22 protein-coding genes and 1 riboswitch are annotated in these 25,965 nt (G+C 74.3%); of the genes, 10 read left to right on the plus strand and 12 right to left on the minus strand.

Annotated elements, in window-relative coordinates:
• Nucleotides 1-14: 14 nt before the first annotated feature.
• Entirely contained in the window at nucleotides 15-410 is a 396-nt protein-coding gene (locus tag AC07DU_RS17660; RefSeq protein ID WP_479112182.1) for a VOC family protein, read from the plus strand.
• Between the two features lie 67 nt (nucleotides 411-477).
• On the opposite strand, the gene AC07DU_RS17665 is transcribed toward AC07DU_RS17660, so the two are convergent.
• Nucleotides 478-1,902: a hypothetical protein gene (locus AC07DU_RS17665; RefSeq protein ID WP_453373734.1), complete on the minus strand. Its 1,425-nt coding sequence runs from the start codon at nucleotides 1,900-1,902 to the stop codon at nucleotides 478-480.
• A gap of 116 nt (nucleotides 1,903-2,018) precedes the next feature.
• The gene (locus AC07DU_RS17670) at nucleotides 2,019-3,149 is read right to left on the minus strand and encodes an alpha/beta hydrolase family protein (RefSeq protein WP_479112184.1); all 1,131 of its coding nucleotides are present in this window, start codon (nucleotides 3,147-3,149) and stop codon (nucleotides 2,019-2,021) included.
• Nucleotides 3,150-3,457: 308 nt separating this feature from the next.
• On the opposite strand from AC07DU_RS17670, the gene AC07DU_RS17675 reads away from it, so the two are divergent.
• From AC07DU_RS17675 to AC07DU_RS17705, 7 genes are all read left to right on the plus strand, one after another.
• On the plus strand, nucleotides 3,458-4,720 hold the full coding sequence (locus AC07DU_RS17675) for an inorganic phosphate transporter (protein WP_479033012.1): 1,263 nt from the start codon (nucleotides 3,458-3,460) through the stop codon (nucleotides 4,718-4,720).
• A gap of 29 nt (nucleotides 4,721-4,749) precedes the next feature.
• On the plus strand, nucleotides 4,750-4,971 hold the full coding sequence (locus AC07DU_RS17680) for a hypothetical protein (protein WP_479033009.1): 222 nt from the start codon (nucleotides 4,750-4,752) through the stop codon (nucleotides 4,969-4,971).
• Between the two features lie 150 nt (nucleotides 4,972-5,121).
• A riboswitch (cobalamin riboswitch) is annotated at nucleotides 5,122-5,207 on the plus strand.
• A gap of 58 nt (nucleotides 5,208-5,265) precedes the next feature.
• Complete coding sequence (locus AC07DU_RS17685; RefSeq protein ID WP_479112186.1) at nucleotides 5,266-6,261, plus strand: cobalamin biosynthesis protein; 996 nt, start codon at nucleotides 5,266-5,268, stop codon at nucleotides 6,259-6,261.
• The gene (locus tag AC07DU_RS17690; protein WP_479112188.1) at nucleotides 6,258-7,781 is read left to right on the plus strand and encodes a cobyric acid synthase; all 1,524 of its coding nucleotides are present in this window, start codon (nucleotides 6,258-6,260) and stop codon (nucleotides 7,779-7,781) included. The genes AC07DU_RS17685 and AC07DU_RS17690 overlap by 4 nt, the downstream gene beginning before the upstream one ends.
• Nucleotides 7,782-8,043: 262 nt before the next feature.
• Nucleotides 8,044-10,173: a putative cobaltochelatase gene (locus AC07DU_RS17695; protein WP_479112190.1), complete on the plus strand. Its 2,130-nt coding sequence runs from the start codon at nucleotides 8,044-8,046 to the stop codon at nucleotides 10,171-10,173.
• The gene (gene cobO, locus AC07DU_RS17700; RefSeq protein ID WP_360899644.1) at nucleotides 10,173-10,772 is read left to right on the plus strand and encodes a cob(I)yrinic acid a,c-diamide adenosyltransferase; all 600 of its coding nucleotides are present in this window, start codon (nucleotides 10,173-10,175) and stop codon (nucleotides 10,770-10,772) included. The genes AC07DU_RS17695 and cobO overlap by 1 nt, the downstream gene beginning before the upstream one ends.
• On the plus strand, nucleotides 10,766-12,316 hold the full coding sequence (locus tag AC07DU_RS17705) for a cobyrinate a,c-diamide synthase (RefSeq protein ID WP_479112192.1): 1,551 nt from the start codon (nucleotides 10,766-10,768) through the stop codon (nucleotides 12,314-12,316). Before cobO ends, AC07DU_RS17705 begins: the two co-directional genes overlap by 7 nt.
• Nucleotides 12,317-12,327: 11 nt before the next feature.
• On the opposite strand, the gene AC07DU_RS17710 is transcribed toward AC07DU_RS17705, so the two are convergent.
• The gene (locus tag AC07DU_RS17710) at nucleotides 12,328-13,053 is read right to left on the minus strand and encodes a ZIP family metal transporter (protein WP_479112194.1); all 726 of its coding nucleotides are present in this window, start codon (nucleotides 13,051-13,053) and stop codon (nucleotides 12,328-12,330) included.
• 143 nt (nucleotides 13,054-13,196) lie between these two features.
• Between AC07DU_RS17710 and cobC the strand changes: the two genes are divergently transcribed.
• Complete coding sequence (gene cobC / locus AC07DU_RS17715; protein WP_479032993.1) at nucleotides 13,197-14,618, plus strand: Rv2231c family pyridoxal phosphate-dependent protein CobC; 1,422 nt, start codon at nucleotides 13,197-13,199, stop codon at nucleotides 14,616-14,618.
• A gap of 452 nt (nucleotides 14,619-15,070) precedes the next feature.
• Nucleotides 15,071-16,303 carry a CapA family protein gene (locus AC07DU_RS17720; protein WP_479112196.1) on the plus strand — a complete coding sequence of 411 codons (1,233 nt, stop codon included), beginning with the start codon at nucleotides 15,071-15,073 and terminating at the stop codon, nucleotides 16,301-16,303.
• A 126-nt stretch (nucleotides 16,304-16,429) separates the two neighbouring features.
• Here AC07DU_RS17720 and AC07DU_RS17725 read toward each other — a convergent pair whose 3' ends face one another.
• The 9 genes from AC07DU_RS17725 to AC07DU_RS17765 all read right to left on the minus strand — a co-directional run bounded on the left by AC07DU_RS17725 (nucleotide 16,430) and on the right by AC07DU_RS17765 (nucleotide 25,852).
• Nucleotides 16,430-17,353, minus strand: a complete 924-nt coding sequence (locus AC07DU_RS17725) for an SCO1860 family LAETG-anchored protein (protein ID WP_479112198.1) — start codon at nucleotides 17,351-17,353, stop codon at nucleotides 16,430-16,432.
• 283 nt (nucleotides 17,354-17,636) lie between these two features.
• Nucleotides 17,637-18,722, minus strand: a complete 1,086-nt coding sequence (locus AC07DU_RS17730) for an amidohydrolase family protein (protein ID WP_479112200.1) — start codon at nucleotides 18,720-18,722, stop codon at nucleotides 17,637-17,639.
• A 93-nt stretch (nucleotides 18,723-18,815) separates the two neighbouring features.
• Nucleotides 18,816-19,877, minus strand: a complete 1,062-nt coding sequence (locus tag AC07DU_RS17735; protein WP_479112202.1) for an aminotransferase class V-fold PLP-dependent enzyme — start codon at nucleotides 19,875-19,877, stop codon at nucleotides 18,816-18,818.
• 69 nt (nucleotides 19,878-19,946) lie between these two features.
• Complete coding sequence (locus tag AC07DU_RS17740; RefSeq protein ID WP_479112204.1) at nucleotides 19,947-20,654, minus strand: DsbA family oxidoreductase; 708 nt, start codon at nucleotides 20,652-20,654, stop codon at nucleotides 19,947-19,949.
• Between the two features lie 64 nt (nucleotides 20,655-20,718).
• Entirely contained in the window at nucleotides 20,719-21,219 is a 501-nt protein-coding gene (locus AC07DU_RS17745) for an N-acetyltransferase family protein (RefSeq protein WP_479032977.1), read from the minus strand.
• Between the two features lie 64 nt (nucleotides 21,220-21,283).
• Entirely contained in the window at nucleotides 21,284-22,732 is a 1,449-nt protein-coding gene (locus tag AC07DU_RS17750; RefSeq protein WP_479112206.1) for a peptidoglycan D,D-transpeptidase FtsI family protein, read from the minus strand.
• A 62-nt stretch (nucleotides 22,733-22,794) separates the two neighbouring features.
• The gene (locus AC07DU_RS17755; protein WP_360890197.1) at nucleotides 22,795-23,508 is read right to left on the minus strand and encodes a response regulator transcription factor; all 714 of its coding nucleotides are present in this window, start codon (nucleotides 23,506-23,508) and stop codon (nucleotides 22,795-22,797) included.
• The gene (locus AC07DU_RS17760; RefSeq protein ID WP_479112208.1) at nucleotides 23,505-24,791 is read right to left on the minus strand and encodes a sensor histidine kinase; all 1,287 of its coding nucleotides are present in this window, start codon (nucleotides 24,789-24,791) and stop codon (nucleotides 23,505-23,507) included. The genes AC07DU_RS17755 and AC07DU_RS17760 overlap by 4 nt, the downstream gene beginning before the upstream one ends.
• Nucleotides 24,791-25,852 (minus strand): hypothetical protein, encoded by a 1,062-nt coding sequence (locus AC07DU_RS17765; RefSeq protein WP_479112210.1) that lies wholly within the window; start codon nucleotides 25,850-25,852, stop codon nucleotides 24,791-24,793. Before AC07DU_RS17765 ends, AC07DU_RS17760 begins: the two co-directional genes overlap by 1 nt.
• Nucleotides 25,853-25,965 lie beyond the last annotated feature (113 nt).

The raw sequence follows: 25,965 nt of genomic DNA on the forward strand, positions 1-25,965 counted from the left end.
AGGGAGTGATCGTCATGGCAGGCGCTTCATCCATCTGTCCCACGCTGGTCTACCGCGACGCGAAGGCGGCCATCAAGCTGCTCACCGAGGCCTTCGGATTCAGCCAGGTCGCGGTGTACGAGGGTGAGGACGGCTCGGTGGTGCACGCGGAGCTGGCGTACGGCAACGGCATCGTGATGCTCGGCAGCGAGGGCACCGGCGGGGTCTTCGCCCGGGCCATGGAGGGCGCCGGCCCCTGCGGGGTCTATGTCGTGGTCGACGACGTGGACGCCCACCACCGGCGGGCCGCCGAGCACTGGGCGGAGGTCCTGATGGAGCCCACCGACCAGGACTACGGCTCCCGCGACTACATGGCCCGGGACGCCGAGGGCAACATCTGGAGCTTCGGGACGTACGCGCCGCAGGTCTGAGACCCGCGGCGCCCACGTACACATCGCGGCGCGTACGTGCCCTCCGCCGCGGCCGACGCTACGCGCGTTACGCGCCGCCCGTGTGCACCTCGAAGGCCGCGCGGCGGACCGCCTTGGCCAGGGCCGGGTCGGGGTGGGCCGCGGCCAGTGCGACCAGGACCTGCACGGTGCGGGGATGGCCGACCGCGCGGACCTCGTCCAGCAGCCGGGGCACGGTGGTGCGGACGGCCGAGTCCAAGTGGCGGGCCAGCAGGTCGGCTTCGCCGTGGTCGGCGATGGCGGCAGCGGTGTCCACCCAGAGCCAGGTCGACTCCTCGGCGGTGAGCACGTCCTGCGCCTCGTCGGGGTCGATCCCGTCGTGCTCGGCGAGCCAGAGCAGGGCGTAGGGGCGCAGGGCCGGCTCGCGGACGGCGGCGCGGACCTCGGGCTCGGCGGGGGCGCCGACGACGCGCAGCGCCTCGAAGGCGAGGCCGCGCAGCAGGGCGTCCTCGCCGCGGGCCGCCTGCAGGAGCTCGGTCACGGCGTGGCCGACGGGGCGGGCGGCGAGCCAGGCCTGATACTCCGCGCGGGCCGGTCCCGGAGTGAGCCGGGCGCAGCCGTGCAGCATGGCGGCGGCCGACTGTTCGATGTTCCCGGCGGGGCTCTGCGCGGCGACGCAGATCTGCTCCAGCTTGACCCAGACGGCCCAGCTGCCGAGCGGGGTGAGGGTGGCCCGGGCGGGGCCGAGGGTGACGGCGTCCACGGCGGCCAGTCCGCCGAGCGCCCAGCGCAGCAGCCGTGCGAGCGGGACGGGGCGGCTCTCCGCGGAGGCGCGGGCCGCCGTCAGTGCCGTCACGGGCTCGGCGTCGTAGGGGATCTCGCACCGCTCGTCGCGCAGTTCGGTGACGCGCTGCCCCAGCAGGTCGAGCAGGTCGGGGACGGTCACGGGCCCGGCGGACAGCTGGAGCAGGGAGAGGAGTTGGGGCATGGCCTCCACGACCTCGGCGACCGCCGCGGGGGCGATGTCGGCGGGGGCGGGGTGGACCAGTGACCAGGCGTCGAAGAGCGCGACCCAGCCGCGCAGTACGGCGCTGTCGTCCCGGTCCCAGGCGCGCAGTCGCCAGCCGGGCCGGGCGTGGCCGCCGTGCACCTCGACGAGGCCGGCGAGGCGCGCGCGGTCCCAGCCCACCTGGATCTGGCCGTGCGTCAGGCTCAGTTCCTCGGCGGCGCGTTCGACGTCGGAGGCCGCCAGGGCGCCCGTCGGGGCGGGCCGGCCGCCGTCCGCGGCGCCGAGGTTGCGCTCGGCCCAGCGGGTCAGGCGTACGGCGTCGGCGAGCGAGGCCCGGGCCCGGTTGGCGAGGTCCGCGGTGGCGGGCGTGCCCGCCGGGGGCCGCTGGGCGGGCCGGGGGCGTCGGTCGGTCACCGCCTTGCGGGCCGCGGCGACCGACCGCGGGGAGACGAGTCGGAGTCTGGAGTCGCGAGCCAACTGCTCATCAGGCTTTCGGGACGTCACGGAAGCAGTCTCGCCCGTCACTGGCCGAAAGCCCAAACGGAACCAGCCGTTACCACACGGGCCGGCGGTGCAGACCGGGGCAAGACGCCCGCAGGGCCCCCTCCGTCACACGGCCTTCACATGAGGGGCACGAGGAACCGGCGCAGGGCCTCCTCGTAGCGGCCCGGGTCGGCGTTCCACATCGCCCCGTGTCCGGCCCCGCGCACGGTGTGCAGGGTGACGAGGTCGGGGCGGGCGGCGGCGAGCCTGCGGGAGGGTTCCCAGGGGGCGAAGGTGTCGTCCGGGCCGTGGAAGACCAGGACGGGCACGCGCAGCGCGCCGGGGTGCGCGCCCGGCGGCCGGCGGTCGGCGCGCAGCCCCGCGCGCCCCTCGGCGGCCCGTACCGCCAGCGGCAGCACGGCGGCCGGTGTGCGGCGCGCCGCGGCGAGCCGGCGCAAGGTGGTGTGCCAGTCGAGCACCGGCGAGTCCAGCACCAGCCCGGAGATCCGGTCGGCCAGCGCCGAGCGCTCGGCGGCGTGCAGGGCCATGGTGGCGCCGGTGGACCAGCCGTGCAGGACCACGCGCCGGGCGCCGTAGCGCAGGGCGTAGCGGATGGCGGCGTCCAGGTCGCGCCACTCCGATTCCCCGAGGTGGCCGAGGCCGTCGGGCGAGGAGGGGGCGCCGAGGTCGCCGCGGTAGGCCAGGTCGAGGACGGGCATCCGCTGTTGGTGCAGGAAGGGCATGACCACCATGGGGTGCTCACGGCTGGCGCCGAGCCCGTGCACGGTGATGACCCAGGTGTCCCGGGCCCCGGGCAGGAACCAGGCGGGCAGGGCGCCGAGCTCCCCCGGGACGTCGACGTCGGCGTGGTCGAGGCCGAGGGCGGTGCGCGGGTCGCCGACGTGGACCTGGGGGGTGAGGGTGACCCGCGTGCCGGGGTCGAGGGTGCCGTGCGTGACGGCGAGGAGCCGGCGTACGACGGTGTCCGGGCCGTGGGCGGCGTCGGGGAGGACGGGCCCGACGACGGCGTGCACACCGGGCGCGGTCAGGCCGTACGTGCCCGGCGTCAGGGAGGACAGCGAGCGGGTGAGCGCCACCCGGCCGGCGGCGGTGGAGTGGACGCTGAGCCGCGGCCCGCCGGGCAGGGGGCGGCCCGGTTCGGGGCGCAGGGCCGCGTCGGCGGCGTACCGGCCGGCCGCGACGGCGGCCGCACCGGCGCCCAGGAGGGTCGTGGCGACGGCCGCTGCCGTCGCTGTGGCTCTACGCACCGCTCCAGTGTCGAGGTGCGGGCTCCGGCGGGCCACCCGAGGCAATCGCTCCGCCGTAGGCACGGCGGGGTGATCTGGGTCTCATCCGGCGCCCGCAGACGGGACCGTATGCAATGCGGAGGCGGCCCGGAGGGGTTCATTCACCCGGCTTTGACGTGCATTAATCCATATATCTACGCCAGAATCGGGACAAACGGCTCGATCGCGCCCCGGGTCAGTACACCGCTCCGCCCGCGCCAGTTCATCTTCCGTTCACCCAGATTGCTTACGGTCGCCGAGCCACTGACGTCAAACAGAAGCCTGGGTAAATGGAGCACATAACGCTTCTCCTCGGGATCGTGATCATTACCGCTCTCGTGTTCGACTTCACGAACGGTTTCCACGACACAGCCAACGCGATGGCCACCACCATCTCGACCGGCGCCCTCAAGCCCAAGACGGCGGTGGCCATGTCCGCCGTGCTCAACCTCGTCGGCGCGTTCATGTCCGTGGAGGTCGCCAAGACGATCTCCAAGGGCCTCGTCAACGAAGAGGGCATCCAGCCAGAAGTGATCTTCGCCGCGCTCGTCGGCGCGATCCTGTGGAACCTCGTCACCTGGCTCGTCGGACTGCCCTCCAGCTCCTCCCACGCCCTGATGGGCGGCCTGATCGGTGCCGCGGTCGCCTCCGCCGGCCTCGACGCGGTCAACGGCAGCGTCGTCGTCACCAAGGTGCTCATCCCCGCGATCGCCGCGCCGATCGTGGCCGGTGTGGCCGCGATGCTGGCCGCCAAGGTCACGTACAAGCTGGGCGGCAAGGTCGGCGAGAAGACCTCCACCAAGGGCTACCGCGCCGGGCAGATCGCCTCGGCCGGTCTCGTCTCCCTGGCGCACGGCACCAACGACGCGCAGAAGACGATGGGCATCATCACCCTGGCGCTCATCGCCGGGAACGCCCTGCCGGCCGGCGCCAACCCGCCGGTCTGGGTCATCGTCTCCGCCGGTATGGCCATCGCGATGGGCACCTACCTGGGCGGCTGGCGCATCATCCGCACCATGGGCAAGGGCCTGACCGACCTGCAGCCGCAGCAGGGCTTCGCCGCCCAGACCTCGGCCGCCAGCGTCATCCTGGCCTCCTCCTCCCTCGGCTTCTCCCTCTCCACCACCCACGCCTGCTCCGGCGCGGTCATGGGCGCGGGTCTGGGACGCAAGGGCGGCGTGGTCCGCTGGTCGACCGCCACCCGCATGTTCATCGCGTGGGGCCTGACCCTGCCGGCCGCGGCCCTGGTCGCCTCCGGTGCCGAGCTGGTCATGCGCACCGGTGACGTCGGCGTCGCCGCCGTCGCGGTCTTCCTCGTCGCCTCCTGCTTCGCCATCTGGGCCATCTCCCGCCGCCAGGTCGTCGACCACCACAACGTCAACGACGTCGAGCCGGCCGCCGCCGAGGAGCCGGGTGTCGTCACCACGGCGATGGCGGCCGTCACCGTCCCGCCGACCGTCGCGGCCGCCACGACCGCCGCGGTGACCGACGACGCCCTCAAGGCCACCATCCCGGCAGCGACGACCCCGGCCGCTCCGGCCGCCGCGGTCTGACCTTCGAGAACGACAGAGGAAACGGCAGTATGAAGATCGACTGGGAAGCACTCGGCTCCGTCTTCGGGGTCAGCCTCTCCGCCACCGTCGCCCTCGTGGCCCTGTTCACCCTGGGCCTGGTGGGCCTGTCCAAGCACGAGACCGCCACCGAGCAGGGCGGCACCGCCACCCTCGCCCGCAGCGGCGCGTACGTCTGCTTCGCGCTCGTCGCGGCGGCCGTGACGTTCGGGATCTACCTGATCGTCTCCTGAGGCGGCGCCAGAGCGTGTGAAGACTCCCCCCGGGTTTGCCCGGGGGGAGTCTTTCGCGTGTCCCCGTCCCTGCGGAGTCGCAGGTCAACGGCGAGTTGACGGGCCTTCGCGGGGCGTGGTGGACTGCCCGAGCCAATACGGCGGCATGGAGAGGAAGTCCGGTGCGAATCCGGCGCGGTCCCGCCACTGTCACCGGGGAGCGCACGCCGCGCGTGCGCCCCGGGAGCCAGGAACTCTCGCCGCCGGACACGTCGAACCAGGGCGCGGACCCTGAGTGAGGACATACCTGCCACCATGCGTGCCGATCGCGTCTTCGCGTACGGCGCCACGGCGGGCCTGATCGGCGACCGGATCCTCGGGGATCCCCGCCGTGGGCACCCCGTGGCCGCCTTCGGACGAACCGCCGCCGCCGTCGAGCGCGCCCTGTGGCGCGACGACCGCGCCCGGGGCCTCCTGCACACCCTGGTGTGCGCCGGGGGCGCGGCCGCCCTCGGCGTTCTGGGCGCCCGCGCCGTGCGCTCGCGGCCCGCGGCCGCCCGTATCGCTCTGACCGCCGCCGCCACCTGGGCCGTCGTCGGCGGCACCTCGCTGGGCCGGGAGGCCCGCGCCATCGGCGGTGCGCTCGCCGTCGGGGACACCGAGGTGGCCCGGGAGCGCCTGCCGCACCTGTGCGGGCGCGACCCGCAGGCCCTGGACGACCAGCAGATGGCCCGCGCCGTCGTGGAGTCGGTCGCCGAGAACACCTCCGACGCGGTGGTCGGGGCCCTGGTGTGGGGGGCGGTCGCCGGGGTTCCGGGGCTGCTGGCCTTCCGCGCCGTCAACACCCTGGACTCGATGGTCGGCCACAAGTCCCCCCGCTACCTGCGCTACGGCTGGGCCTCCGCCCGGCTCGACGACCTGGCCGGCTGGCCGGGAGCCCGGCTGACGGCGATCGCCGCCGTACTGGCCGGCCCCGACCGGCGGGGAGCCGTACGGGCCTGGCGCGCGGACGCCGCCGCGCACCCGAGTCCCAACGCCGGGCCCGTCGAGGCCTCCTTCGCCGGGGCGCTCGGCGTCAGACTGGGCGGGACCCTGGCCTACGGCGGCCGGGTCGAACACCGGGCCGTACTGAACGGCGGGGCGGGGCGGCCCGTGGAGGTCGCGGACATCGAACGGGCGGTCCGGCTGTCGCGGCAGGTGACCTGGCTGGCGCTGGGCGCGTGCGTGGCGGCCCGGACGCTGCTCGCCCGTAGCTCCGGTAGCTCCCGTAACTCCCTTAACTCCCGTAGGACAAGGAAGGGACGTCCATGAGCGGCGGATCGAAGCGCGGCGGCGGACTGCTGGTCGCGGGCACCACATCGGACGCCGGCAAGAGCGTGGTCACGGCGGGCATCTGCCGCTGGCTGGCCCGCCAGGGCGTGAAGGTGGCGCCCTTCAAGGCGCAGAACATGTCGCTGAACTCGTTCGTCACGCGCGAGGGCGCCGAGATCGGGCGCGCCCAGGCCATGCAGGCCCAGGCGGCCCGCGTGGAACCGACCGCGCTGATGAACCCGGTGCTGCTCAAGCCCGGCAGCGACCGCAGCAGCCAGGTGGTGCTGCTGGGCAAGCCCGTGGGCGAGATGAGTGCGCGCGGCTACCACGGGGGCCGGCAGGAGCAGTTGCTCGGCATCGTCACGGACTGCCTGGAGCAGCTGCGGGGCACGTATGACGCCGTGATCTGCGAGGGGGCGGGCAGTCCGGCCGAGATCAACCTGCGCCGGACCGACATCGTGAACATGGGGATCGCGCGGGCCGCGCGGTTTCCGGTGGTCGTGGTCGGCGACATCGACCGGGGCGGGGTCTTCGCGTCGTTCTTCGGTACGACGGCGCTGCTGTCGGCCGAGGACCAGTCGCTGATCGCGGGGTACCTCGTCAACAAGTTCCGCGGCGACGTGTCGCTGCTGGAGCCGGGCATGGAGATGCTGCGCGGTCTGACGGGACGGGCCACGTACGGCGTGCTGCCCTTCCGGCACGGCCTGGGCATCGACGAGGAGGACGGCCTGAGGGTCTCCCTGCGGGGCGCGGTACGGGAGTCCGTGGTGGCGCCGCCGGTGGGCGAGGACGTGCTGCGGGTCGCCGTGTGCGCGGTGCCGCTGATGTCGAACTTCACGGACGTCGACGCGCTCGCGGCGGAGCCGGGGGTCGTGGTGCGGTTCGTGGACCGGGCCGAGGAACTGGCCGACGCGGACCTGGTCGTCGTACCCGGCACGCGCGGCACGGTGAAGGCCCTGGCGTGGCTGCGGGAGCGCGGCCTCGCGGACGCGCTGCTGCGGCGGGCCGCGGAGGGCCGCCCGGTCCTGGGCATCTGCGGCGGCTTCCAGGTGCTGGGCGAGCGGATCTGCGACGAGGTCGAATCGCGGGCCGGGGAGGTGGAGGGCCTCGGGCTCCTGCCCGTGCGGGTGCGGTTCGCCGTGGAGAAGACCCTGGCGCGGCCGGAGGGTTCGGCGCTGGGCGAGGAGGTCTGCGGTTACGAGATCCACCACGGGGTGGCCGAGGTCCTGGGCGGCGAGCCGTTCCTGGACGGGTGCCGGGTCGGGTCGGTGTGGGGCACGCACTGGCACGGCTCGCTGGAGTCGGACGGCTTCCGCCGGGCGTTCCTGCGGGAGGTGGCCGCGGCGGCGGGCCGCCGCTTCGTCCCGGCCGCGGACACCTCGTTCTCCTCCCTGCGGGAGGAACAGCTCGACCTGCTGGGCGATCTGATCGAGGAGCACGCCGATACGCGTGCGCTGCTTCGGCTGATCGAGTCCGGGGCTCCGACGGGTCTCCCGTTCCTGCCGCCGGGTGCCCCGTGAGGCGCCGGGCCCTGCGGGCGGCCGTCCCCCACCCCGCCCCTTCCCGAATCGGGGGCTCCGCCCCAGACCCCATCCCGCTGGTCCAGCCCCGCCGGCGTTTGAGGCGCGGGGTCCGGGGCGGAGCCCCGGGGAACGGTGGAAGGGCGGGCAGGGGACGGCCCCGCGCAGTGGCCGGCCTCCCCCGAGCCCCACGCCCGCACGCTCCGGATCGCCCCGCCCGCCCGCACACGCATACCCGTACACAAGAAGGAGGGGCCACAGTATGAGCACGCCCTACCCGTTCACCGCAGTCGTCGGCCAGACCGACCTGCGGCTGGCGCTCCTGCTCAACGCCGTGAGCCCCGCGGTCGGTGGGGTGCTCGTGCGCGGTGAGAAGGGGACCGCCAAGTCCACCGCCGTGCGCGCGCTCTCCGCGCTGCTGCCGCAGGTCGACGTCGTGCCCGGCTGCCGGTTCAGCTGCGCGCCGACCGCGCCCGACCCGGCCTGCCCCGACGGCCCGCACGAGAGCGGCCCCGGTGCCGCCCGCCCCGCCCGCATGGTGGAGCTGCCCGTCGGCGCCTCCGAGGACCGCCTGGTCGGCGCCCTCGACATCGAACGGGCCCTGGCGGAGGGCGTGAAGGCCTTCGAGCCCGGGCTGCTCGCCGACGCCCACCGCGGGATCCTGTACGTGGACGAGGTCAACCTGCTCCACGACCACCTGATCGACCTGCTGCTGGACGCCGCCGCGATGGGTGCCTCGTACGTCGAGCGCGAGGGCGTCTCCGTCCGCCACGCCGCCCGCTTCCTCCTCGTCGGCACGATGAACCCGGAGGAGGGCGAGCTGCGACCGCAGTTGCTCGACCGCTTCGGTCTCACGGTCGAGGTCTCCGCCTCCCGCGAACCCGCCCAGCGGGTGGAGGTGGTGCGCCGCCGGCTCGCCTACGACGACGATCCCGCGGGCTTCGCGACCCGCTGGGCGGGTGACGAGAGCGAGGTCCGCGCCCGGGTGGTGGCCGCGCGGGCACTGCTCCCGAAGGTCGCGCTCGGTGACACCGCGCTGCTGCGGATCGCCGCGACCTGCGCCGCCTTCGAGGTCGACGGCATGCGGGCCGACATCGTGATGGCGCGGACCGCCACCGCGCTGGCCGCCTGGGCCGGACGGACCGAGGTGCGCAAGGAGGACGTGCGGCAGGCCGCGCTGCTGGCGCTCCCCCACCGGCGGCGCCGCAATCCCTTCGACGCCCCCGGGCTCGACGAGGACAAACTGGACGAGATCCTGGACCAGTTCCCCGACGACGAGCCGGAACCGGATCCGGACGACGAGTCCGACCCGGAGCCGAAGGGCCCGGACGACGACGGTGGCGGTCCCGGGGACGGCGGCCCCGACGGCGGTGGCGGGGTGCCCCCGCAGGGCAACGGGCCGTCGGAGGGCGCCGAGGCGCCGGAGGCCCCCGAGGCCCCCGCGGACGCCCCGGAGACCCCCCGGCCCTCCGCCCCGGCCCAGGGAGACGGCGGGCCCGAGCAGGCCGCCGTACGGGCCGCCGCGCCCTTTCGCACCAAGATGCTGAGCGTGCCGGGCCTCGGCGAGGGCGCGGCCGGGCGCCGCTCGCGCGCCCGCACCGCCCACGGCCGCACCACCGGCGCCCAGCGCCCCCGCGGCCAGCTCACGAAGCTGCACCTGGCGGCCACCGTGCACGCGGCGGCCCCGCACCAGAAGGCGCGCGGCCGTAACGGGCGCGGTCTGGTGATCCGCAAGGACGACCTGCGCCAGGCCACCCGGGAGGGCCGCGAGGGCAACCTCGTGCTCTTCGTCGTCGACGCCTCCGGCTCCATGGCCGCGCGTCAGCGCATGAGCGCGGTCAAGGGCGCCGTCCTGTCGCTGCTCCTGGACGCCTACCAGCGCCGCGACAAGGTCGGCCTGATCACCTTCCGGGGGTCCACGGCCGAGCTGGCGCTGCCGCCCACGTCCTCGGTGGACGCTGCCGCGGCCCGGCTGGAGCAGCTGCCCACGGGCGGCCGCACCCCGCTGGCCGCCGGACTGCTGAAGGCCCACGAGGTGCTCCGGATCGAGCGGCTGCGGGATCCGAGCCGCCGCCCGCTGCTCGTGGTCGTCACCGACGGCCGGGCCACCTCGGCCGGCGCCGCGGGCGGCGACCCTCGCGAGCTCTCCGGACGCAGCGCCCGGCTGCTGGCCGCGCAGGGCGTCGCCTCCGTGGTCGTGGACTGCGAATCCGGGCCGGTCCGGCTGGGGCTGGCCGGGGTGCTGGCCGGCGACCTCGGCGGACCCGCCGTCACGCTCGACGGGCTGCGGGCCGACTCGCTGGCCGGGCTCGTGAAGAACGTACGTACCGCGGCGGCATCCCCCGCATCGGGACCGACCGCCGCATCCCACACCAACAGGAGGGCCGCGTAATGCCTCAGGGACAGCCGTCCGTCGTTCCGGACGACGGACTCACGACGCGCCAGCGCCGCAACCGCCCGCTCGTCTTCGTCCACACCGGCCCGGGCAAGGGCAAGTCGACGGCCGCCTTCGGGCTGGCGCTGCGCGCCTGGAACCAGGGCTGGCCGATCGGGGTGTTCCAGTTCGTCAAGTCGGCGAAGTGGAAGGTCGGCGAGGAGAACGCGCTCAAGGTGCTCGGCGCCTCCGGCGAGGGCGGCTCCGTCGTCTGGCACAAGATGGGCGAGGGCTGGTCCTGGGTCCAGCGGGACGCGCAGCTCGACAACGAGCAGGCCGCGAAGGAGGGCTGGGAGCAGGTCAAGCGCGATCTGGCGGCCGAGACGCACCGGCTGTACGTGCTCGACGAGTTCGCGTACCCGATGCACTGGGGCTGGATCGACGTCGACGAGGTCATCGAGGTGCTGCGCAACCGTCCCGGAACGCAGCACGTGGTGATCACGGGTCGCAACGCGCCGCAGAAGCTGGTGGAGTTCGCGGACCTCGTGACCGAGATGACCAAGGTCAAGCACCCCATGGACGCCGGTCAGAAGGGCCAGAAGGGCATCGAGTGGTGACCTCGTACCGGTTCAACGTGCCTCGTCTGGTCGTCGCCGCGCCGTCGTCCGGCAGCGGCAAGACCACCGTGGCCACGGGCCTGATGGCGGCCTTCGCGGAGCGCGGCCTCGCCGTGTCCCCGCACAAGGCCGGGCCCGACTACATCGACCCCGGCTACCACGCGCTGGCCACCGGCCGGCCGGGGCGCAACCTGGACGCCTTCATGTGCGGGCCGGAGCTGGTCGCTCCGCTGTTCGCGCACGGGGCGGCCGGCTGCGACCTCGCCGTGGTCGAGGGTGTGATGGGCCTCTACGACGGGGCCGCGGGCCGGGGCGAACTGGCGTCGACGGCGCAGGTGGCGAAGCTGCTGCGGGCGCCGGTGGTGCTGGTGGTCGACGCCTCCTCGCAGTCGCGGTCGGTGGCGGCGCTGGTGCACGGCTTCGCCTCCTTCGACCCGCAGGTGCGGCTGGGGGGCGTGATCCTGAACAAGGTCGGTTCCGACCGGCACGAGGTGATGCTGCGCGAGGCCCTGGAGGAGGCGGGGATGCCGGTCCTGGGCGTCCTGCGGCGGGCTCCACAGGTGGCCACGCCCTCGCGGCACCTGGGCCTGGTGCCCGTGGCCGAGCGGCGCACGGATGCGCTGGCCGCGGTGGCCGCGTTGGCCGCGCAGGTCCGCGAGGGCTGTGACCTGGACGCGCTGATGGCCTTGGCGCGTACGGCCCCGGCCCTGGCCTGCGAGCCGTGGTCTCCGGCCGCTGCGCTGGCGCGCAGCTGGGGCTCCGCCCCAGACCCCGCTCCTCAAACGCCGGAGGGGCTGAAGGTGTCGGAGGGGCTGGAAGCGCCCTCCGGGCACTCCAGCCCGCCCGGCGGCCACGGCTCGCAGAAGGCGCTGCATCGGCCAAATCCAGCCTCGCCGGCGTTTGAGGCGCGGGGTCTGGGGCAGAGCCCCAGTCCACGACCGGTGGTCGCAGTCGCGGGCGGGGCCGCGTTCACGTTCTCGTACGCCGAGCACGCCGAGTTGCTGCAAGCGGCCGGGGCCGACGTCGTCACGTTCGACCCGCTGCGGGACGAGGCGCTCCCCGACGGAGCCACCGGCCTGGTGATCGGCGGCGGCTTCCCCGAGGTCTACGCACCCGAGCTGTCCGCCAACGAGCCGCTCCGCGGGGCGGTGGCCGCCTTCGCCGCGGCCGGCGGCCCGGTGGCCGCCGAGTGCGCCGGGCTGCTCTACCTCGCGCGGTCCCTCGACGGGAAGCCCATGTGCGGGGTGCTCGACGCCGACGCGCGGATGTCGGAGCGCCTCACCCTGGGCTACCGGGAGGCCGTGGCGGTGTCCGACAGCGCGCTCGCGCCCGCCGGGACCCGGCTGCGCGGGCACGAGTTCCACCGGACGGTGATCGAGCCGGGCGCCGGAGCCGCGCCCGCGTGGGGGTTCACGCACCCGGAACGCCGCGTGGAGGGCTTCGTACAGGCGGGTGTGCACGCCAGCTACCTGCACACGCACTGGGCGGCCGAGCCGTCCGTCGCCCTGCGGTTCGTCGAGGCGGCGGCGGCCGTACGCCCGTGAAGCCGCCGAGATCAGTCGGCCAGGTCGACCACCAGCCAGATGCCGGCCACCCCGCCCACCGTGCACATCAGCGTGGACAGGGCGGGGTGCCGGTGATGGGCTTCGGGCAGGATCTCGGCGGCCGCCAGGTACAGCAGGACCCCGCCGAAGAACCCCAGGTACGCGCCGAGGGGTTCCTCCGGAAGGGTGAACAGCAGCGTGGACGCCGCGCCCACGACGGGGGCGACGGCGTCCGCGAAGAGCATCATCAGGGCCTTGCGCCGGGCGTTGCCGTAGAGACTGGTGAGCGTGTACGTGTTGAACCCGTCGGCGAAGTCGTGGGTGACGACGGCCAGCGCCACGGCGACCCCCATCCCCCCGCCGACCTGGAAGGCCGCGCCCAGGGCCACGCCGTCGGCGAGACTGTGGCCGACCATGGCCGCGGCGGCGGTGAGCCCGACCTGCGGGACGCGTCCGCCGTTCTCGGCGCCGTGCGCGGCCTGGCGTACGGCGAGGAGCCGTTCGACGACGTGCGCGACGAGGAATCCGGTGACGAAGAGCAGCAGGGCGAGCGGGACGCCGAGGACGTCGTCCCCCGCCGCGTGCAGGGCCTCCGGGAGCAGGTCGAGGCCGACGACGCCGAGCATCAGCCCTCCGGCGAGGCCCAGCACGAGGTGGCGGCGGTCGGTGACGCGTTGCGCCGTCCATCCGCCCGCCAGGGTCATCAGGAAGGCGCCCAACGCCACGATCACGGCCATGTGCCCCTGAATACCGGCTCCCCGCTCCGCGCGCACGTCCGCGCGCGGGTGGCGGGCGGAGCAGTGTTGACGACCGACCGGCGGACGGCCGACCAGTGGACGGCCGCGGTGACGGTGACGGTGACTACGGAGGAGGATCCGCGGTGGGCGAGCACGTGACGCAGCTGGTGGTCGGGGTCGGCGGCCGCGCGGGGGTTTCCGTCGCGGAGGTCTGCGCCCTGGTCGAGGAGACGCTGCGGGGGGCCGGGCTGGCCACGGCGGCGGTGACGGCGCTGGCCACGGTGGAGTCGAAGGTGGGCGAGGCGGGGATCGCGGGCGCGGCGGAACGTTTCGGCGTGCCCCTCCTCGGCTACCCGGCCGAGCAACTCGCCGCCGTCACCGTGCCGCACCCCTCGGACGCGGCCCGCACCGCCGCCGGGACCCCCTCGGTGGCGGAGGCCGCAGCCCTCGCCGGCGGCGGGGAACTCCTCGTACCCAAGCGGCGGTCCATGGCGGCGACCTGCGCGGTGGCCACCACGCACGCCCACGACCTGCGCCACCACGGGGACGCCGAGGTGATCGACGCGGGCTCCGCGCTGGTGGACCTCGCGGTCAACGTCCGGGCGAACACGCCCCCGGCCTGGCTCAAGGAGCGGATCGCCGCCTCCCTCGGCGATCTCGCGGCGTACCCCGACGGGCGGCCCGCCCGCGCGGCGGTGGCGGCCCGGCACGGGCTGCCGGTCGAGCGGGTCCTGCTGACGGCCGGGGCGGCGGAGGCCTTCGTACTGATCGCGCGGGCCCTGGGCGCCGTACGGCCGGTCGTGGTGCATCCGCAGTTCACCGAGCCGGAGGCGGCCCTGCGGGACGCGGGGCACCGGGTGGAGCGGGTGGTGCTGCGGGCGGCGGACGGGTTCCGGCTGGACCCGGCGGCCGTCCCCGAGGACGCGGACCTGGTCGTGATCGGCAACCCCACCAACCCGACGTCGGTCCTGCACCCGGCGGCGACGCTGGCCGCGCTGGCCCGGCCCGGCCGGCTCCTGGTGGTCGACGAGGCGTTCATGGACGCCGTCCCCGGCGAGCGGGAGGCCCTGGCCGGGCGGATGGACGTGCCGGGGCTGGTGGTGCTGCGGAGCCTGACGAAGACCTGGGGGCTCGCAGGGCTGCGGATCGGCTACGTGCTCGCAGAGCCCGAGGTGATCGCGAAGCTGGCGGCCGCGCAGCCGCTGTGGCCGGTGTCGACCCCGGCGCTGGTGGCGGCCGAGGCCTGTGTGGCTCCGGCGGCGCTGGCCGAGGCGGCGGAGGCGGCCCGGCAGATCGCGGTGGACCGGGCGCACCTGCTGGCGGGGCTCGCGGAGTTCGAGGAGATCTCGACCGTGGGAGTGGCGCAGGGGCCGTTCGTCCTGATCCGGGTGGCGGGCGGCGCGGAGGTCCGCACCCGGCTGCGCGCCCTCGGCTTCGCCGTCCGGCGCGGTGACACCTTTCCCGGGCTGGACCCCTCCTGGCTCCGGCTGGCGGTCCGCGACCGGGCGACGACGGGCCGGCTGCTCCAGGCCATGGACCACGCCCTTGCGCTCGCCGCGCGTTGACCCCGAGTACCGGGCGGGTCCCCCGGGGCAGGGGGCCCAAGCACCGGGGCCGGCCGGTTCCGCCGGGGCTGGTTCCGACGAGGCCGGTTCCGACGGGCCCGGGCGCGCGCCGGGGCCGGGTGCGCGCCCGGGCGTCTCCTCGGGCGCGCGCTCGCCGCGCGTTGACCCGAAGCACCGGGGGTGGTCCCGCCTGGGGGCGGGGGCCGCAGTACCGGGGCCGGTTCCGCCGGGGCCGGGCGCGCGCCGGGGTGTCTCCTCGGGCGCCGAACGTGGCGAGGGGTCGGGGAGTGCGGCGGCGGTGTGTTCGGCGCCCTGCGGGGACGCCCCGGCACACACCCGACCCCGTCGGATCCGGTGGGTTGGGCCACGGCGCCGGGTTCCGAAAGGCGCGTACCCGGGCGGGCACCTAGCATGGCGCCTGGGGTGGGTGGACAGCGCAGCAGGGGGCATCGATGAAGGCATCCGCACGGATGGGCGCGGCCGTCGCCGGGTTGGTCGTGGTGGGCGGTGGGGTGCTCGTCGTCCCGGGGCTGATCGAGGGTGACGGGGAACGGGGGCCCGCCGCCTCGCAGCAACGGCTCGGCGCCAGAAGCACGCCGGCCGCGAGCGCCGCGCCGCCCGGGGCCGCCGGGCAGTCGTTCACCCTGGTGGCCACCGGTGACATCATCCCGTACCCCTCGATCGTCCAGCGGTCGGCGGACGACGCGGGCCGGGCCGGAGAGTACGACTTCCGGAAGATACTCGCGGGGGTCGCACCCCTGGTCTCCGCCGCCGACCTGGCGATATGCCACCACGAGATACCGTACGGGCGCCCCGGCGGCCCCTACACGGGGTATCCGCTCTTCAAGGCCCCGCACCAGCTGGCGGACGCGCTCAAGGACGCGGGCTACGACGGCTGTTCCACCGCGTCGAACCACACGCTGGACGACGGCTACGAGGGTCTCGCCCGTACCCTGGACCACCTCGACCGGGTCGGCATCCCGCACGCCGGCTCGGCCCGCAGCGCGCAGGAGGCCAAGACCCCGGCCCTGATGGCGGCGGGCGGTGCGAAGGTGGCCCAACTCTCGTACACGTACGGCACGAACGGCATTCCACTCCCTGCGGACAAGCCGTGGGCCGTCAACCTGATCGACGCGGACCGGATCATCGCCGACGCCCGCGCCGCCCGGGCCGGCGGCGCGAACGTGGTGGTGCTCAGCGTCCACTGGGGCACCGAGTGGCAGACGGCCCCCGACGAGCAGCAACGCGCGCTGTCCCAGACGCTGACCGCCTCCCGCGCGGCCGACGGCCTTCCCGACATCGATCTGATCATCGGCACGCACAACCACGTGCCGCAGCCCTACGAGAAGATCAACGGCACCTGGGTGGTCTTCGGGATGGGCGACCAGGTCGCCAGTTTCACTCCGGCCGACAAGCTGCGCGGCAACCAGTCCTCGATTCCCCGCTTCACCTTCGCCCCGGCGCCGGCGCATCCCGGGCGCTGGGAGGTGGTGAAGGCGGAGTACCTCACGCAGTTCTCCGACATGGGGCCGCCGTTCCGCGTCGTCTGCGCCTCCTGCGCGGCCTCCGACGACTCCCTCCCGGTCGCCAAGCGCAGCGAGTACGCCCGGATCGACCGGCAGGTCACCGAGGCCGTGATGTCACGTGGCGCGGCCGGGCAGGGGTTGGAGCACGCCGCCCGCTGAAACGCCGACCGCTCAAGCGCCGCCCATCGGCACGGCGACCTCCGACACGCCACCCGTCGGCACGCCACCCGCCGAGCACTCCCCTCCCGGTGCTCCAGCGGGTGCCGGCCGGCGCCTCGGGCCGGGCTACGAACTCCTGCCGCGCCGGGTCACGACGAGCGCGCCCCCTCCGATGCCGAGCAGGACCAGCGCCCCGCCCGCGACGTAGGGGGTCAGCGAACCGCCGCCGGTCTCGGCGAGGTTGGCGTTCGTGGTCAGGGCCGAGCCGCCTGTGGAGGATCCCGTCTGGGGCTTGACGTCCGGCGTGGCCGAGGGGGCGGACGGGCTCGGTGCCGGTCCGGTCGGGGACTCGCAGTGCGCCTCGGCGAGCACGATCTCGCCCTCGACCTGCGCCACGTTCAGGTTCAGCGGGTTCACTGACACCTTCAGGCGGAGCGCGGCCGCGGCGGCCGTGGTGGAGGTGGTCTGCGTGCCGGACAGCTCCAGGCTCACCAGGCCCACGCCGGGCACCTCGATCTTGGTGGGGCCGCCGGTGGACAGGGTGACCTTCTTGCCGAGCGCCGTCACCGTACCGAGGACGTTCGCGCTGGCCACGGGCTTCTTGCCCGCCTCGCAGACGGCCTTGGAGCTGACCTTCTCCACCTCGATGAGGGAGAGTAACGGCAGCCCTGGCACGTGGACCCTGGCCTTGGCGAGGTTCGCCTCCGCCTGCGCGCGGGTCTTGTCCGCGGTCGCCTTGGAGGTGGCCACGTCGGCGCGCAGGACGCTGACCGGCTGGTTGCCCTCGACGCCGTCCAGGGTGACGGTCAGGGCGGTCTTCTCGGCCGTGGCCGGGGCGCTGACCTCGTTGAGGGTGGCCTTCAGGGGCACGTGCACGGTCTTGTTGAGCAGGCCGACGTCCAGGCCGGTGCGCAGGACCACGGCGCCGGCCTTGCCCTCGCCTCCGGCTCCGCCGCCTCCCGTGGCGAAGGCGGGCGGAGCGGTGAGCAGGGCTACCGCCCCCGTGGCGAGGAGGACGGCCGCGGGCATGCGGAAGGTGTTGCTGTTCAAGGTGGTGGAACCCCCGGGGAGATGGGTGCCGTCGCGCCGCCAATGGGGGACATTGCGCGCGCCGACGGCCTCGACCCCGGAATCTTTACGCACTGAGAGTGAACGGGCAGCCACCTGAGGTGAGTTCACCCCAATGGGTGGTTTCCATGCACATATTCGATTCTCTTCGCCTCACGAGGAACGGGAGTTCCCTCCTGCCCCAGGCAGACCTCCCGCGCGGGCCTCTCCAACGACCGGGGAGGCCCGGACGTCACGCCCCGTCAACACGGGTACCGCGTGCCGCTCAGGCCCTGACCTTGCCGTTCACCACGACGCGCAGCGGCTGGGCCAACGCCCGTACGTCGGCCCGCGGGTCGGCGGCGTAGACCACGAGGTCCGCCGGCGCCCCCTCGGTCAGACCGGGCCTGCCGAGCCACGCGCGCGCCCCCCAGGTCGTCGCGGAGAGCGCCTCCAGCGGCGGGATGCCGGCCTTCACCAGCTCCGCGACCTCGGCGGCGACCAGGCCGTGCGGCAGGGAACCGCCCGCGTCGGTGCCGACGTAGACCTCGATGCCCGCGTCGTAGGCGGCCCGCACGGTGTCGTAGCGCCGCTCGTGGAGCCGCCGCATGTGCGCCGACCACCGCGGGAACTTCGCCTCGCCTCCCGCCGCCATCTTCGGGAAGGTCGCGATGTTCACGAGGGTCGGGACGATCGCGACCCCGCGCTCCGCGAACAGCGGGATGGTGTCCTCGGTGAGGCCCGTGGCGTGTTCGATGCAGTCGATGCCCGCCTCGACCAGGTCGCGCAGCGATTCCTCGGCGAAGCAGTGCGCGGTGACGCGGGCGCCCAGCCGGTGGGCCTCGGCGATGGCCGCCTCGACCTCGGCGCGGGGCCAGCAGGCCGCGAGGTCCCCGGCCTCCCGGTCGATCCAGTCGCCGACGAGCTTCACCCAGCCGTCGCCGCGGCGCGCCTCGCGGCCGACGTACTCGACGAGGTCGGCGGGCTCGATCTCGTGCGCGTAGTTGCGGATGTAGCGACGGGTGCGCGCGATGTGCCGGCCTGCCCGGATGATCTTCGGCAGGTCCTCGCGGTCGTCGATCCAGCGTGTATCGGAGGGTGATCCGGCGTCGCGGATGAGGAGGGTCCCGGCGTCGCGGTCGGTGAGGGCCTGGCGCTCGGCGGTCTGGGCGTCGACCGGGCCGTGGGAGTCCAGGCCCACGTGGCAGTGGGCGTCGACCAGTCCGGGCAGGGTCCAGCCCGTCACCGTGGTGACCTCGCGGGCGCCGGGCGGACGCTCGTAGGAGATCCTTCCGCCCACCACCCAGAGCTCGTCGCGGACCTCGTCGGGCCCGACCAGCACCCGCCCCTTCACGTGCAGCACATCGCTCATGGCGGCACTGTACGTGCGCGCTCCGGGGGCCCGGCCGGGACCCCGGGGGCCGGGGCCTCGGGGTCCCGCCCCCCGACCCCGGCCCCCGGCGCGTCAGGACGCGGAGAGGGCGTCCAGCAGCCGGTCCACGTCCGCCTCGGTGGTGTAGAAGTGGAACGAGGCCCGCAGGGCGCCCGCCCGGGCGGACGTGGCGACGCCGGCCGCCTGCAGGGCGGGCTGCCGGTCCGCGAGGCCCGGCACCGAGACGATGGCGGCCCCTCCGGGCACGGGCTCGTGGCCGAGGCGGGCGAGCCCGGCACGGTAGCGGGCGGCCAGGGCGGTGTCGTGGGCGTGGATCGCCTCGATGCCGATCCGCTCCAGCAGGCCCAGCGAGGGCTCGGCCGCGTGATAGGCGAGGAACGCCGGGGACTCGTCGAACCGCCTGGCGCCATGGGCCAGTTCGGGCATCGGGCCGTAAGTGGCGTCCCACATGGACTGCGCCGCGACCCATCCGGCGTGCAGCGGGGTCACGGTGTCCAGGGCCTCCCGCGAAACGGTCAGGTACGAGACTCCGCGGGCGCCGAGCAGCCATTTGTAGCCGGCGGTGACCGTGTACTCGTACGGCGACGCGTCGAAGGGCAGCCAGCCCGCCGCCTGGGTCGCGTCCACGAGCATCCGGGCCCCGTGCGCCGTCGTCGCCGCGCGCACCGCGGGCAGGTCGGCCATCCGCCCGTCCGCGGACTGTACGGCGCTCAGGGAGACCAGGGCGGTGTCCGGGCCGACGGCCTCGGCGACGCCCTCCAGCGGCGCGAAGCGCACCTTGAGGTCGCCGCGGACCACGAAGGGGTTGATCACGGAGGCGAAGTCGCCCTCCGCGCAGAGGACTTCCGCGCCCGGCGGCAGCGAGGCCGCGATCAGGCCGACATGGGTGGCCACGGCGGAGCCGAGGGCCACCGCCTCGACGTCGACCCCCACCAGGCAGGCGAAGGCGGCGCGGACCCGGTTCACGCGGTCGAAGTCACCGGATCCGGCGGGGACCGCGGCCCCCGCCGCCTCGGCCAGCTCCCGTACTGCCGCGACGGCGGAACGCGGGAGGATCCCGCATGTGGCGGTGTTGAGGTAGGTGGTGGAGTGGGCGAACTCGGCACGGGTCGCTTCGGCGATCGGAAGATCCATGCCTCAACTCTGCGCCAGGAACGACTCAAAGTCCATTGCCTGACTTACTGGGTCAACCCCAACCGATCCTTATACCTGCGGGACCGCGCACGCCTCGTCGGGCTCGCACGCCTCGGCTCCGGCGGACGGCTCCTCGACCTCGCGCCCGGCCCATGCCTGCTCCAGGGCCCGGGTGAACACCTCGGCCGGCTGCCCGCCGGAGATCCCGTAGCGGCGGTCGAGGACGAAGAACGGCACGGCGTTCGCGCCGAGCTCGGCGGCCTCGCGCTCATCGCCCCGGACCTGGTCGGCGTAGGCGGAGTCGTCGGCGAGGACCGCGCGGGCCTCGGCCCCGTCGAGCCCGGCCTCGACGGCGAGCCCGGCCAGCACCTCGCGGTCGAAGACCGAGCGCTCCTCGCCGAAGTGGGCCCGGAAGGTGAGGTCGAGCAGCTCCTCCTGGCGGCCACGGGCGGCGGCCAGGTGCAGCAGGCGGTGGATGTCGAAGGTGTTGCCGTGGTCGCGGCCGGCGGTCCGGTACTCCAGCCCCTCCGCGTGGGCCGTGGCGGCGACGTGCTCTTCCATGGCGCGCGCCTCGTCGAGGGTGCGGCCGTACTTCCTCGCGATCATGGCCTCGACCGGCGAGGTGACCCCCTTGGCCCCGTGGGGGTCGAGCTCGAAGGACCGGAAGACGACCTCCACCTCGTCCCGGTGCGCGAACCCGGCCAGCCCCTTGGCGAAACGGGCCTTGCCGATGTAGCACCACGGGCAGGCGATGTCGCTCCAGATCTCGACGCGCATGATCTTTCTTCTCTCCAGGCTCAGGGCGGAACTGTTTGCCCGTTCAACCATCCGCCTCTGCGTCTCATTCCCCGGACGGCGCGGACAGGGGCTCGACCTGCAACCAGAGCGTGCGGTGGGAGCCCGCCTGCGGAGCGGACGGGTCCGGGCGCCAGCCGTGGGTCGCGTAGAAGGCCTGGGCGCGGAGGTTGTGTTCGTAGACCTCCAGGCGGACCCGGCGGATCCCGGCGCGGCGCCAGGCGTCCAGGCAGGCGGCGTGCAGGGCGGCCCCGGTGCCCCGGCGCCAGTGGACCGGATCGACGTGGAGCTGGGTCAGGGTGGTCTCGCCGTCCGCGATCCGGTAGGCGGCGACCCCGGTGATCTCGCCGTCTTGCTCGGCGCACAGGACGCCGCCGTCGGCGGCGTCGCGGGCGACGGCCGAGGTCCAGCCCTCGCGGGTGCGCGCGAGTTCGGCGTCGCCCGCGTAGGCCTGCTCGGGGATGTGGCCCTGGTAGTAGGTGGCGCGGGCCCTGGTGTGCAGGGCGGCGATGGCTTCGAGGTCGGCCGGCTGCGCGGTTCTGATCATGGGAGGGAAAACGCGCCGGGACCCGTGAACGGTTCCCGGCGCGCGGCCGGCGTCTCCCGCGTGGCTACTTCTTCAGCCACGCCTCCATCATCTTCTGGGCGATGGGGGCGGCCAGCTTGCCGCCGCCGATCTCGGAGCGGTCGGTGTCGGAGTTCTCGATCACCACGGCGACGGCGATCTGCTTGCCGTTCAGCTTCCCGTACGAGGTGAACCAGGCCAGCGGCGCAAGGCTGTTGTTGACGCCGCGCTGGGCGGTACCGGTCTTGCCGCCCACCTCGGCGCCCGTCACCTGGGCCGGCTTTCCGCCGCCCTCGGTGGCGACCGTCCGCATGGCGTCGCGGATCATCGAGGCGGTCTTCTCGCTCATGACCTGCTGGGACTTCGGGTTCTTGAAGCTCTCCAGCACGTTGCCGTCGGCGTCGGTGACCTCGGAGACCATGTGCGGCGCGACGAGCTTGCCGCCGTTCTCGATCGCGGCCGTCACCATCGTCATCTGGAGCGGGGTGGCCTGCACGTCGAACTGGCCGATACCCGTCTGGGCGACCTGGTCGACCGACATCTTCTTGGACGGGTACTTGCTCGGCGGGTTGGTGCGGACCGGGGTGTCGATCTGCACGTTGAAACCGAGCTTCTCCGCCGTCGCGCGCATCTTGTCCTGGCCGAGCTTGGACGCGAGCTCGGCGAAGACGTTGTTGCAGGACAGCCGCAGGGCGGTGCGCGGGGAAACGTTGTTGCAGGCCGCGGAGCCCGCCTCGCTGGGCAGCAGGGTGCGGGTGCCGGGGATCGTGTACGGATCGGGGGTGCCGGTCTGCTGGTCGATGTCGGTGACGAGGCCGTTCTCGATCGCGGCGGCGAGGGTGACGAGCTTGAAGGTGGAACCGGGGGCCTGGGGCTTGCGCAGGGCTACGTTCTCCATCGCCTTGCCCTGGTCGGCGGAGAGCTCGGTCCAGGCCTGCACGTCATTGGCGCCGGTGATCGTGCCCGGGTCGAAGGACGGGTTGTTGACCACCGCGAGGATCTCGCCGGTCGCCGGATCGAGGGCCACGGCAGCGCCCTGCTTGCCCTGGAGCGCGTCGTAGGCGGCCTTCTGGACGTTCTTGTCGAGGGTGGTCAGGACGTCGCCGGGGTCGGCCCGCTTGTTGGTGAGCAGGTCCATCACGGTCTTGAGCCGGCTGTCGGAGCCGTTGAGGACGTTCTTGTAGACGCCCTCCAGCATGGTCGTGCCGTAGGCCTGGGAGCTGTACCCGGTGACCGGCGCGTAGAGGGGGCCGTCGACGTACGTCCGCTTGTAACCGAAGTCCTTGCCGCCCGTCTTCGCCGAGCCGGTGATCGCCTCCCCGCCCACGATGATGTCGCCCAGCGGGTTCTCGTACTGCCCGATGAGATTGCGGCGGTTGTGCTTGTCGTCTGCGAGCGCCTGGCCTTGGTACGCCTGCACCCAGGTGACGCGGACCAGCAGGGCCAGCACCAGGAGCAGACAGAAGACCGACGCACGCCTGATCGTCTTGTTCATCCCCTGGAAGGACGTCCCAGCGGCCCCGGCCGTTCCGCTCTGCCCCGGTTGTGGCGGGGTTCTCACTGTTTCTTCATGAGGAAGCCCCCCTCGTACGCCGCGATGACCGCCTGGGTGCGGTCGCGGGAGCCGGTCTTGGCGAGGACCGCCGCGACGTGGGTCTTGACCGTCTGGGGTCCGACCCCGAGGCGCTCGCTCACCTCGTGGTTCGACAGTCCGGCGGCCATCAGACGCAGTACGTCGGCCTCGCGGTCGGTCAGCCGGGCCACCCAGGGCGCGGTGACGGGCGCGGCACCGGCCGTGTGGGCGGCGGCGAGGGAACGGACCGCGGCCGGGAAGAGCAGCGAGTCGCCGCGCGCGACGAGCCGGACCGCACCGATCAGCTCGTCGGGGTCGGCCCGCTTGAGGAGGAAGCCGGCGGCCCCCGCGCGCAGCGCGTCGTAGACGTAGGCGTCGTTCTCGAAGGTGGTGACGACCACGATCCGGGGTGGCTCGCTCATCGTGGCGAGGATCTGTTCGGTGGCCCGGATGCCGTCGATCTCGGGCATGCGGACGTCCATCAGCACCACGTCGGGGGCCAGCGAGCGGACCAGCGGGACCGCCTCGGCCCCGGTGGCCGCCTCGCCGACGACCTCCAGATCGGCTTCGGCCTCCAGGATGACCCGCAGCGCGGTGCGGACCATCCGCTCGTCGTCGCAGAGCACGATGCGCAGCGGCGGGCGGCCGGAGGGGGCCCGGTTGGAGGGGGCCTGGTCGGAGGGGGCCCGGCCGGTCATCGGTCGCCTCCGCCGAGCGGGAGGACGGCCCGCAGCCGCCAGCGGTCCCCGTGCGGGCCCGCCTCGACGCTGCCGCCGAGCAGTGCGGCCCGCTCGGCGCAGCCGCGCAGTCCACGGCCGCCGGTGGTCCGGAGCTCCCGGTCCTCGGGCGCGGCCGGCGCATTGGTCATGGTGATCTCCAGGTGTCGGGGTCCGGTGTCGTGGCCGGGCTGTACGCGGATCCGCAGGTCCACGGGGCCGGCGCCATGGCGCAGCGCGTTGCTGAGGCCCTCCTGGACGATCCGGTACGCCTCGCGTGAGGCGATCGCCGGAAGCCGGGCCCAGTCGCCGGGGGGTCCGGGGTCCTGGTGTGCGGTGACGGGGGTGCCGGCGGCCCGGGTGCGGGCCAGCAGCCCGTCGAGGTCGGCGGCGAGGGTCGGCGCGGGCGCGGCGTCCGGCCGGGCGGGGTCCCCGTCCCGCAGCAGGCCCAGTACGGCGTCCAGCTCGCCCACCGTCCGCCGGGTGGTGTCCTCGATCGCGGCCAGCGCCTCCCGTACGAAGCCGGGGTCGCGCTCCAGTACCCGCTGGGCGGCGACCGCCTGCAGGGTGACGGCGCTCAGCGCGTGCCCGACCGCGTCGTGCAGTTCCCGGGCCAGGCGGTTGCGCACGGCCAGGTCGGCGGTCCGCTCCTCGGCCGCGGCCAGCCGGTCCGCCGCCGTCGGCCCGAGCAGTACGGGCGCCAGCCGGGCCAGCAGCGCCCCGGCCGCGGCGGCGCAGAGCGCGAGCCCGGCCAGCAGGCCGATCCCGAGGAGGGGTGCGAGGTACGGATCGGCCCTCGTGGAGAACCAGCCCAGGCCGAGCTCGACGTCCCGCAGTCGCCTCACGAACGGCAGCGCGATCAGCACCACCGCCATGGGCGGGACCGCCAGGGTCATCCCGCTGACCAGCGCTCCGACCCCCAGGTGGAGGGTCCACCAGGCGGAGGTCCTGCCCCGGGCGGCCCAGGACCGCGCCGGCCCCTCGGCCAGTCCCTCCCCCGGCACCGCGCACATGGCCCGGACGGCGGTCACCGACAGCGGCCGGACCAGCCCGTACACCGCCGTCGCCGCGGCCAGCGGTAGGGCGGCCGCATAGGCGGCGAGGGTGAGCGGGAAGGAGCTGAGGGCGTTGACCCCGCCGGCCGCCATGCCGACGCCCACCTGGGCGAGGAGGAAATACGGCATCAGCAGGGCCCCGCCGAGGATCAGATGGATCCAGCGCAGCCGGGCCCGGGCCCCCAGCAGCCTGCGCACCCCCTCGCGCATCACCCTTCGCGACGGGATATGAGGAAGCGGGCGAGGACCGCGGCCGCGAGGGATCCGGTGATCATCTGTCCAGCGTAGATCAACTGGGCCGTCCCGGACGGCCCTTCACCGCCGTCCAGCTCCGGTCCCAGCGTGGCGATCAGCGTCCACGCCCCCCAGGTCAGGGTCGCCCCCGCGCCGGTCCAGGCGAGGCCGAGCGGCCACCACGCCCGCAGCGCCCCGCCTCGGGCCAGCAGGAGCGCCCCCGCTCCGGCAGCGAGCGCGCACATCCCGTGGACCGCGGTGACCACGGCCGCCTCCGTCGAATACGCGGCCACCGCCTCGGCGTCCATCCCCGCCGTACCGCCGAAGGCCCAGTAGGCGTGCAGGGCCGCGACGGCCAGCCCGGCCGCTGCCGCGGCTGCCGCCGCCACCCCCGTGGGCGACGGCAGCCTCCGGGATCCGCCCCGGGAGCCGACCCGGGCGACCCCCGGCCCCAGCACGCCCTGCCACCGCCGGCCCCAACGCTTCCGCGCATAGGGCACGAACAGTCCGGCCAGGGCGAGTCCTTGGACCATGAAGCCGGTGTAGACGACGTTGAACACCCAGGGGTCGAGGAACGGCTCCCGCAGCGCCGTCTTCGTGGGGTCCGCCGCGAAGCCGAGCAGCCGCACGAGCAGTTGACCGGGGAACCCGAGGAAGATCGGCGTCAGCAGTCCCGTGGCGACGAACACCGGGACGACCAGCAGCCAGGCCGGCACCCGCATGCCCCAGGGCCGGGTGAGCACCAGGACGAGCAGGATCACGCATGCGTCCATGGCCACCGTGACGGCGTTCGCCGCTATGAGGAACGGCTCGGGATCCAGCAGCACGCTGCCGTCCGGTATCCCGATCCGGCTCCCCGCCAGCCAGGCGGTCTTGAGCGCGAGGTACGGCACGGTGGCGGCCAGGGCGGCCACCCGCAGGACGTTCCGGACGGTCCCCGGCCCGGGGGCCGGCGTCCGCCGCTCCTGGTGCCGCCGCTGCCGCGGCGCCTGTGGCGGTCGCGTCGCGTTCGTCGAGTGAGCTGCTGGTGTGGTCATGACTCAACGGTCCCGTGTCCGCCGCCCCGTCACCTCCCCCACGAAGGTGAACCGCCTCCCCCGCGCGGGGGAGGAACCACACCCTCCCCCGCCCCACCCGTACCTGCACCCGC

Source organism: Streptomyces sp. NPDC045695, from assembly GCF_056432025.1.

Bases quoted from the DNA above. Each gene is read 5' to 3' on its own strand.
- AC07DU_RS17660 (WP_479112182.1), top strand. From the start codon at position 15: ATGGCAGGCGCTTCATCCATCTGTCCCACGCTGGTCTACCGCGACGCG.
- AC07DU_RS17675 (WP_479033012.1), top strand. From the start codon at position 3,458: ATGGAGCACATAACGCTTCTCCTCGGGATCGTGATCATTACCGCTCTC.
- AC07DU_RS17680 (WP_479033009.1), top strand. From the start codon at position 4,750: ATGAAGATCGACTGGGAAGCACTCGGCTCCGTCTTCGGGGTCAGCCTC.
- AC07DU_RS17685 (WP_479112186.1), top strand. From the start codon at position 5,266: ATGCGTGCCGATCGCGTCTTCGCGTACGGCGCCACGGCGGGCCTGATC.
- AC07DU_RS17690 (WP_479112188.1), top strand. From the start codon at position 6,258: ATGAGCGGCGGATCGAAGCGCGGCGGCGGACTGCTGGTCGCGGGCACC.
- AC07DU_RS17695 (WP_479112190.1), top strand. From the start codon at position 8,044: ATGAGCACGCCCTACCCGTTCACCGCAGTCGTCGGCCAGACCGACCTG.
- cobO (WP_360899644.1), top strand. From the start codon at position 10,173: ATGCCTCAGGGACAGCCGTCCGTCGTTCCGGACGACGGACTCACGACG.
- AC07DU_RS17710 (WP_479112194.1), bottom strand. From the start codon at position 13,053: ATGGCCGTGATCGTGGCGTTGGGCGCCTTCCTGATGACCCTGGCGGGC.
- AC07DU_RS17720 (WP_479112196.1), top strand. From the start codon at position 15,071: ATGAAGGCATCCGCACGGATGGGCGCGGCCGTCGCCGGGTTGGTCGTG.
- AC07DU_RS17730 (WP_479112200.1), bottom strand. From the start codon at position 18,722: ATGAGCGATGTGCTGCACGTGAAGGGGCGGGTGCTGGTCGGGCCCGAC.
- AC07DU_RS17735 (WP_479112202.1), bottom strand. From the start codon at position 19,877: ATGGATCTTCCGATCGCCGAAGCGACCCGTGCCGAGTTCGCCCACTCC.
- AC07DU_RS17740 (WP_479112204.1), bottom strand. From the start codon at position 20,654: ATGCGCGTCGAGATCTGGAGCGACATCGCCTGCCCGTGGTGCTACATC.
- AC07DU_RS17745 (WP_479032977.1), bottom strand. From the start codon at position 21,219: ATGATCAGAACCGCGCAGCCGGCCGACCTCGAAGCCATCGCCGCCCTG.
- AC07DU_RS17750 (WP_479112206.1), bottom strand. From the start codon at position 22,732: ATGAACAAGACGATCAGGCGTGCGTCGGTCTTCTGTCTGCTCCTGGTG.
- AC07DU_RS17755 (WP_360890197.1), bottom strand. From the start codon at position 23,508: ATGACCGGCCGGGCCCCCTCCGACCAGGCCCCCTCCAACCGGGCCCCC.
- AC07DU_RS17760 (WP_479112208.1), bottom strand. From the start codon at position 24,791: ATGCGCGAGGGGGTGCGCAGGCTGCTGGGGGCCCGGGCCCGGCTGCGC.
- AC07DU_RS17765 (WP_479112210.1), bottom strand. From the start codon at position 25,852: ATGACCACACCAGCAGCTCACTCGACGAACGCGACGCGACCGCCACAG.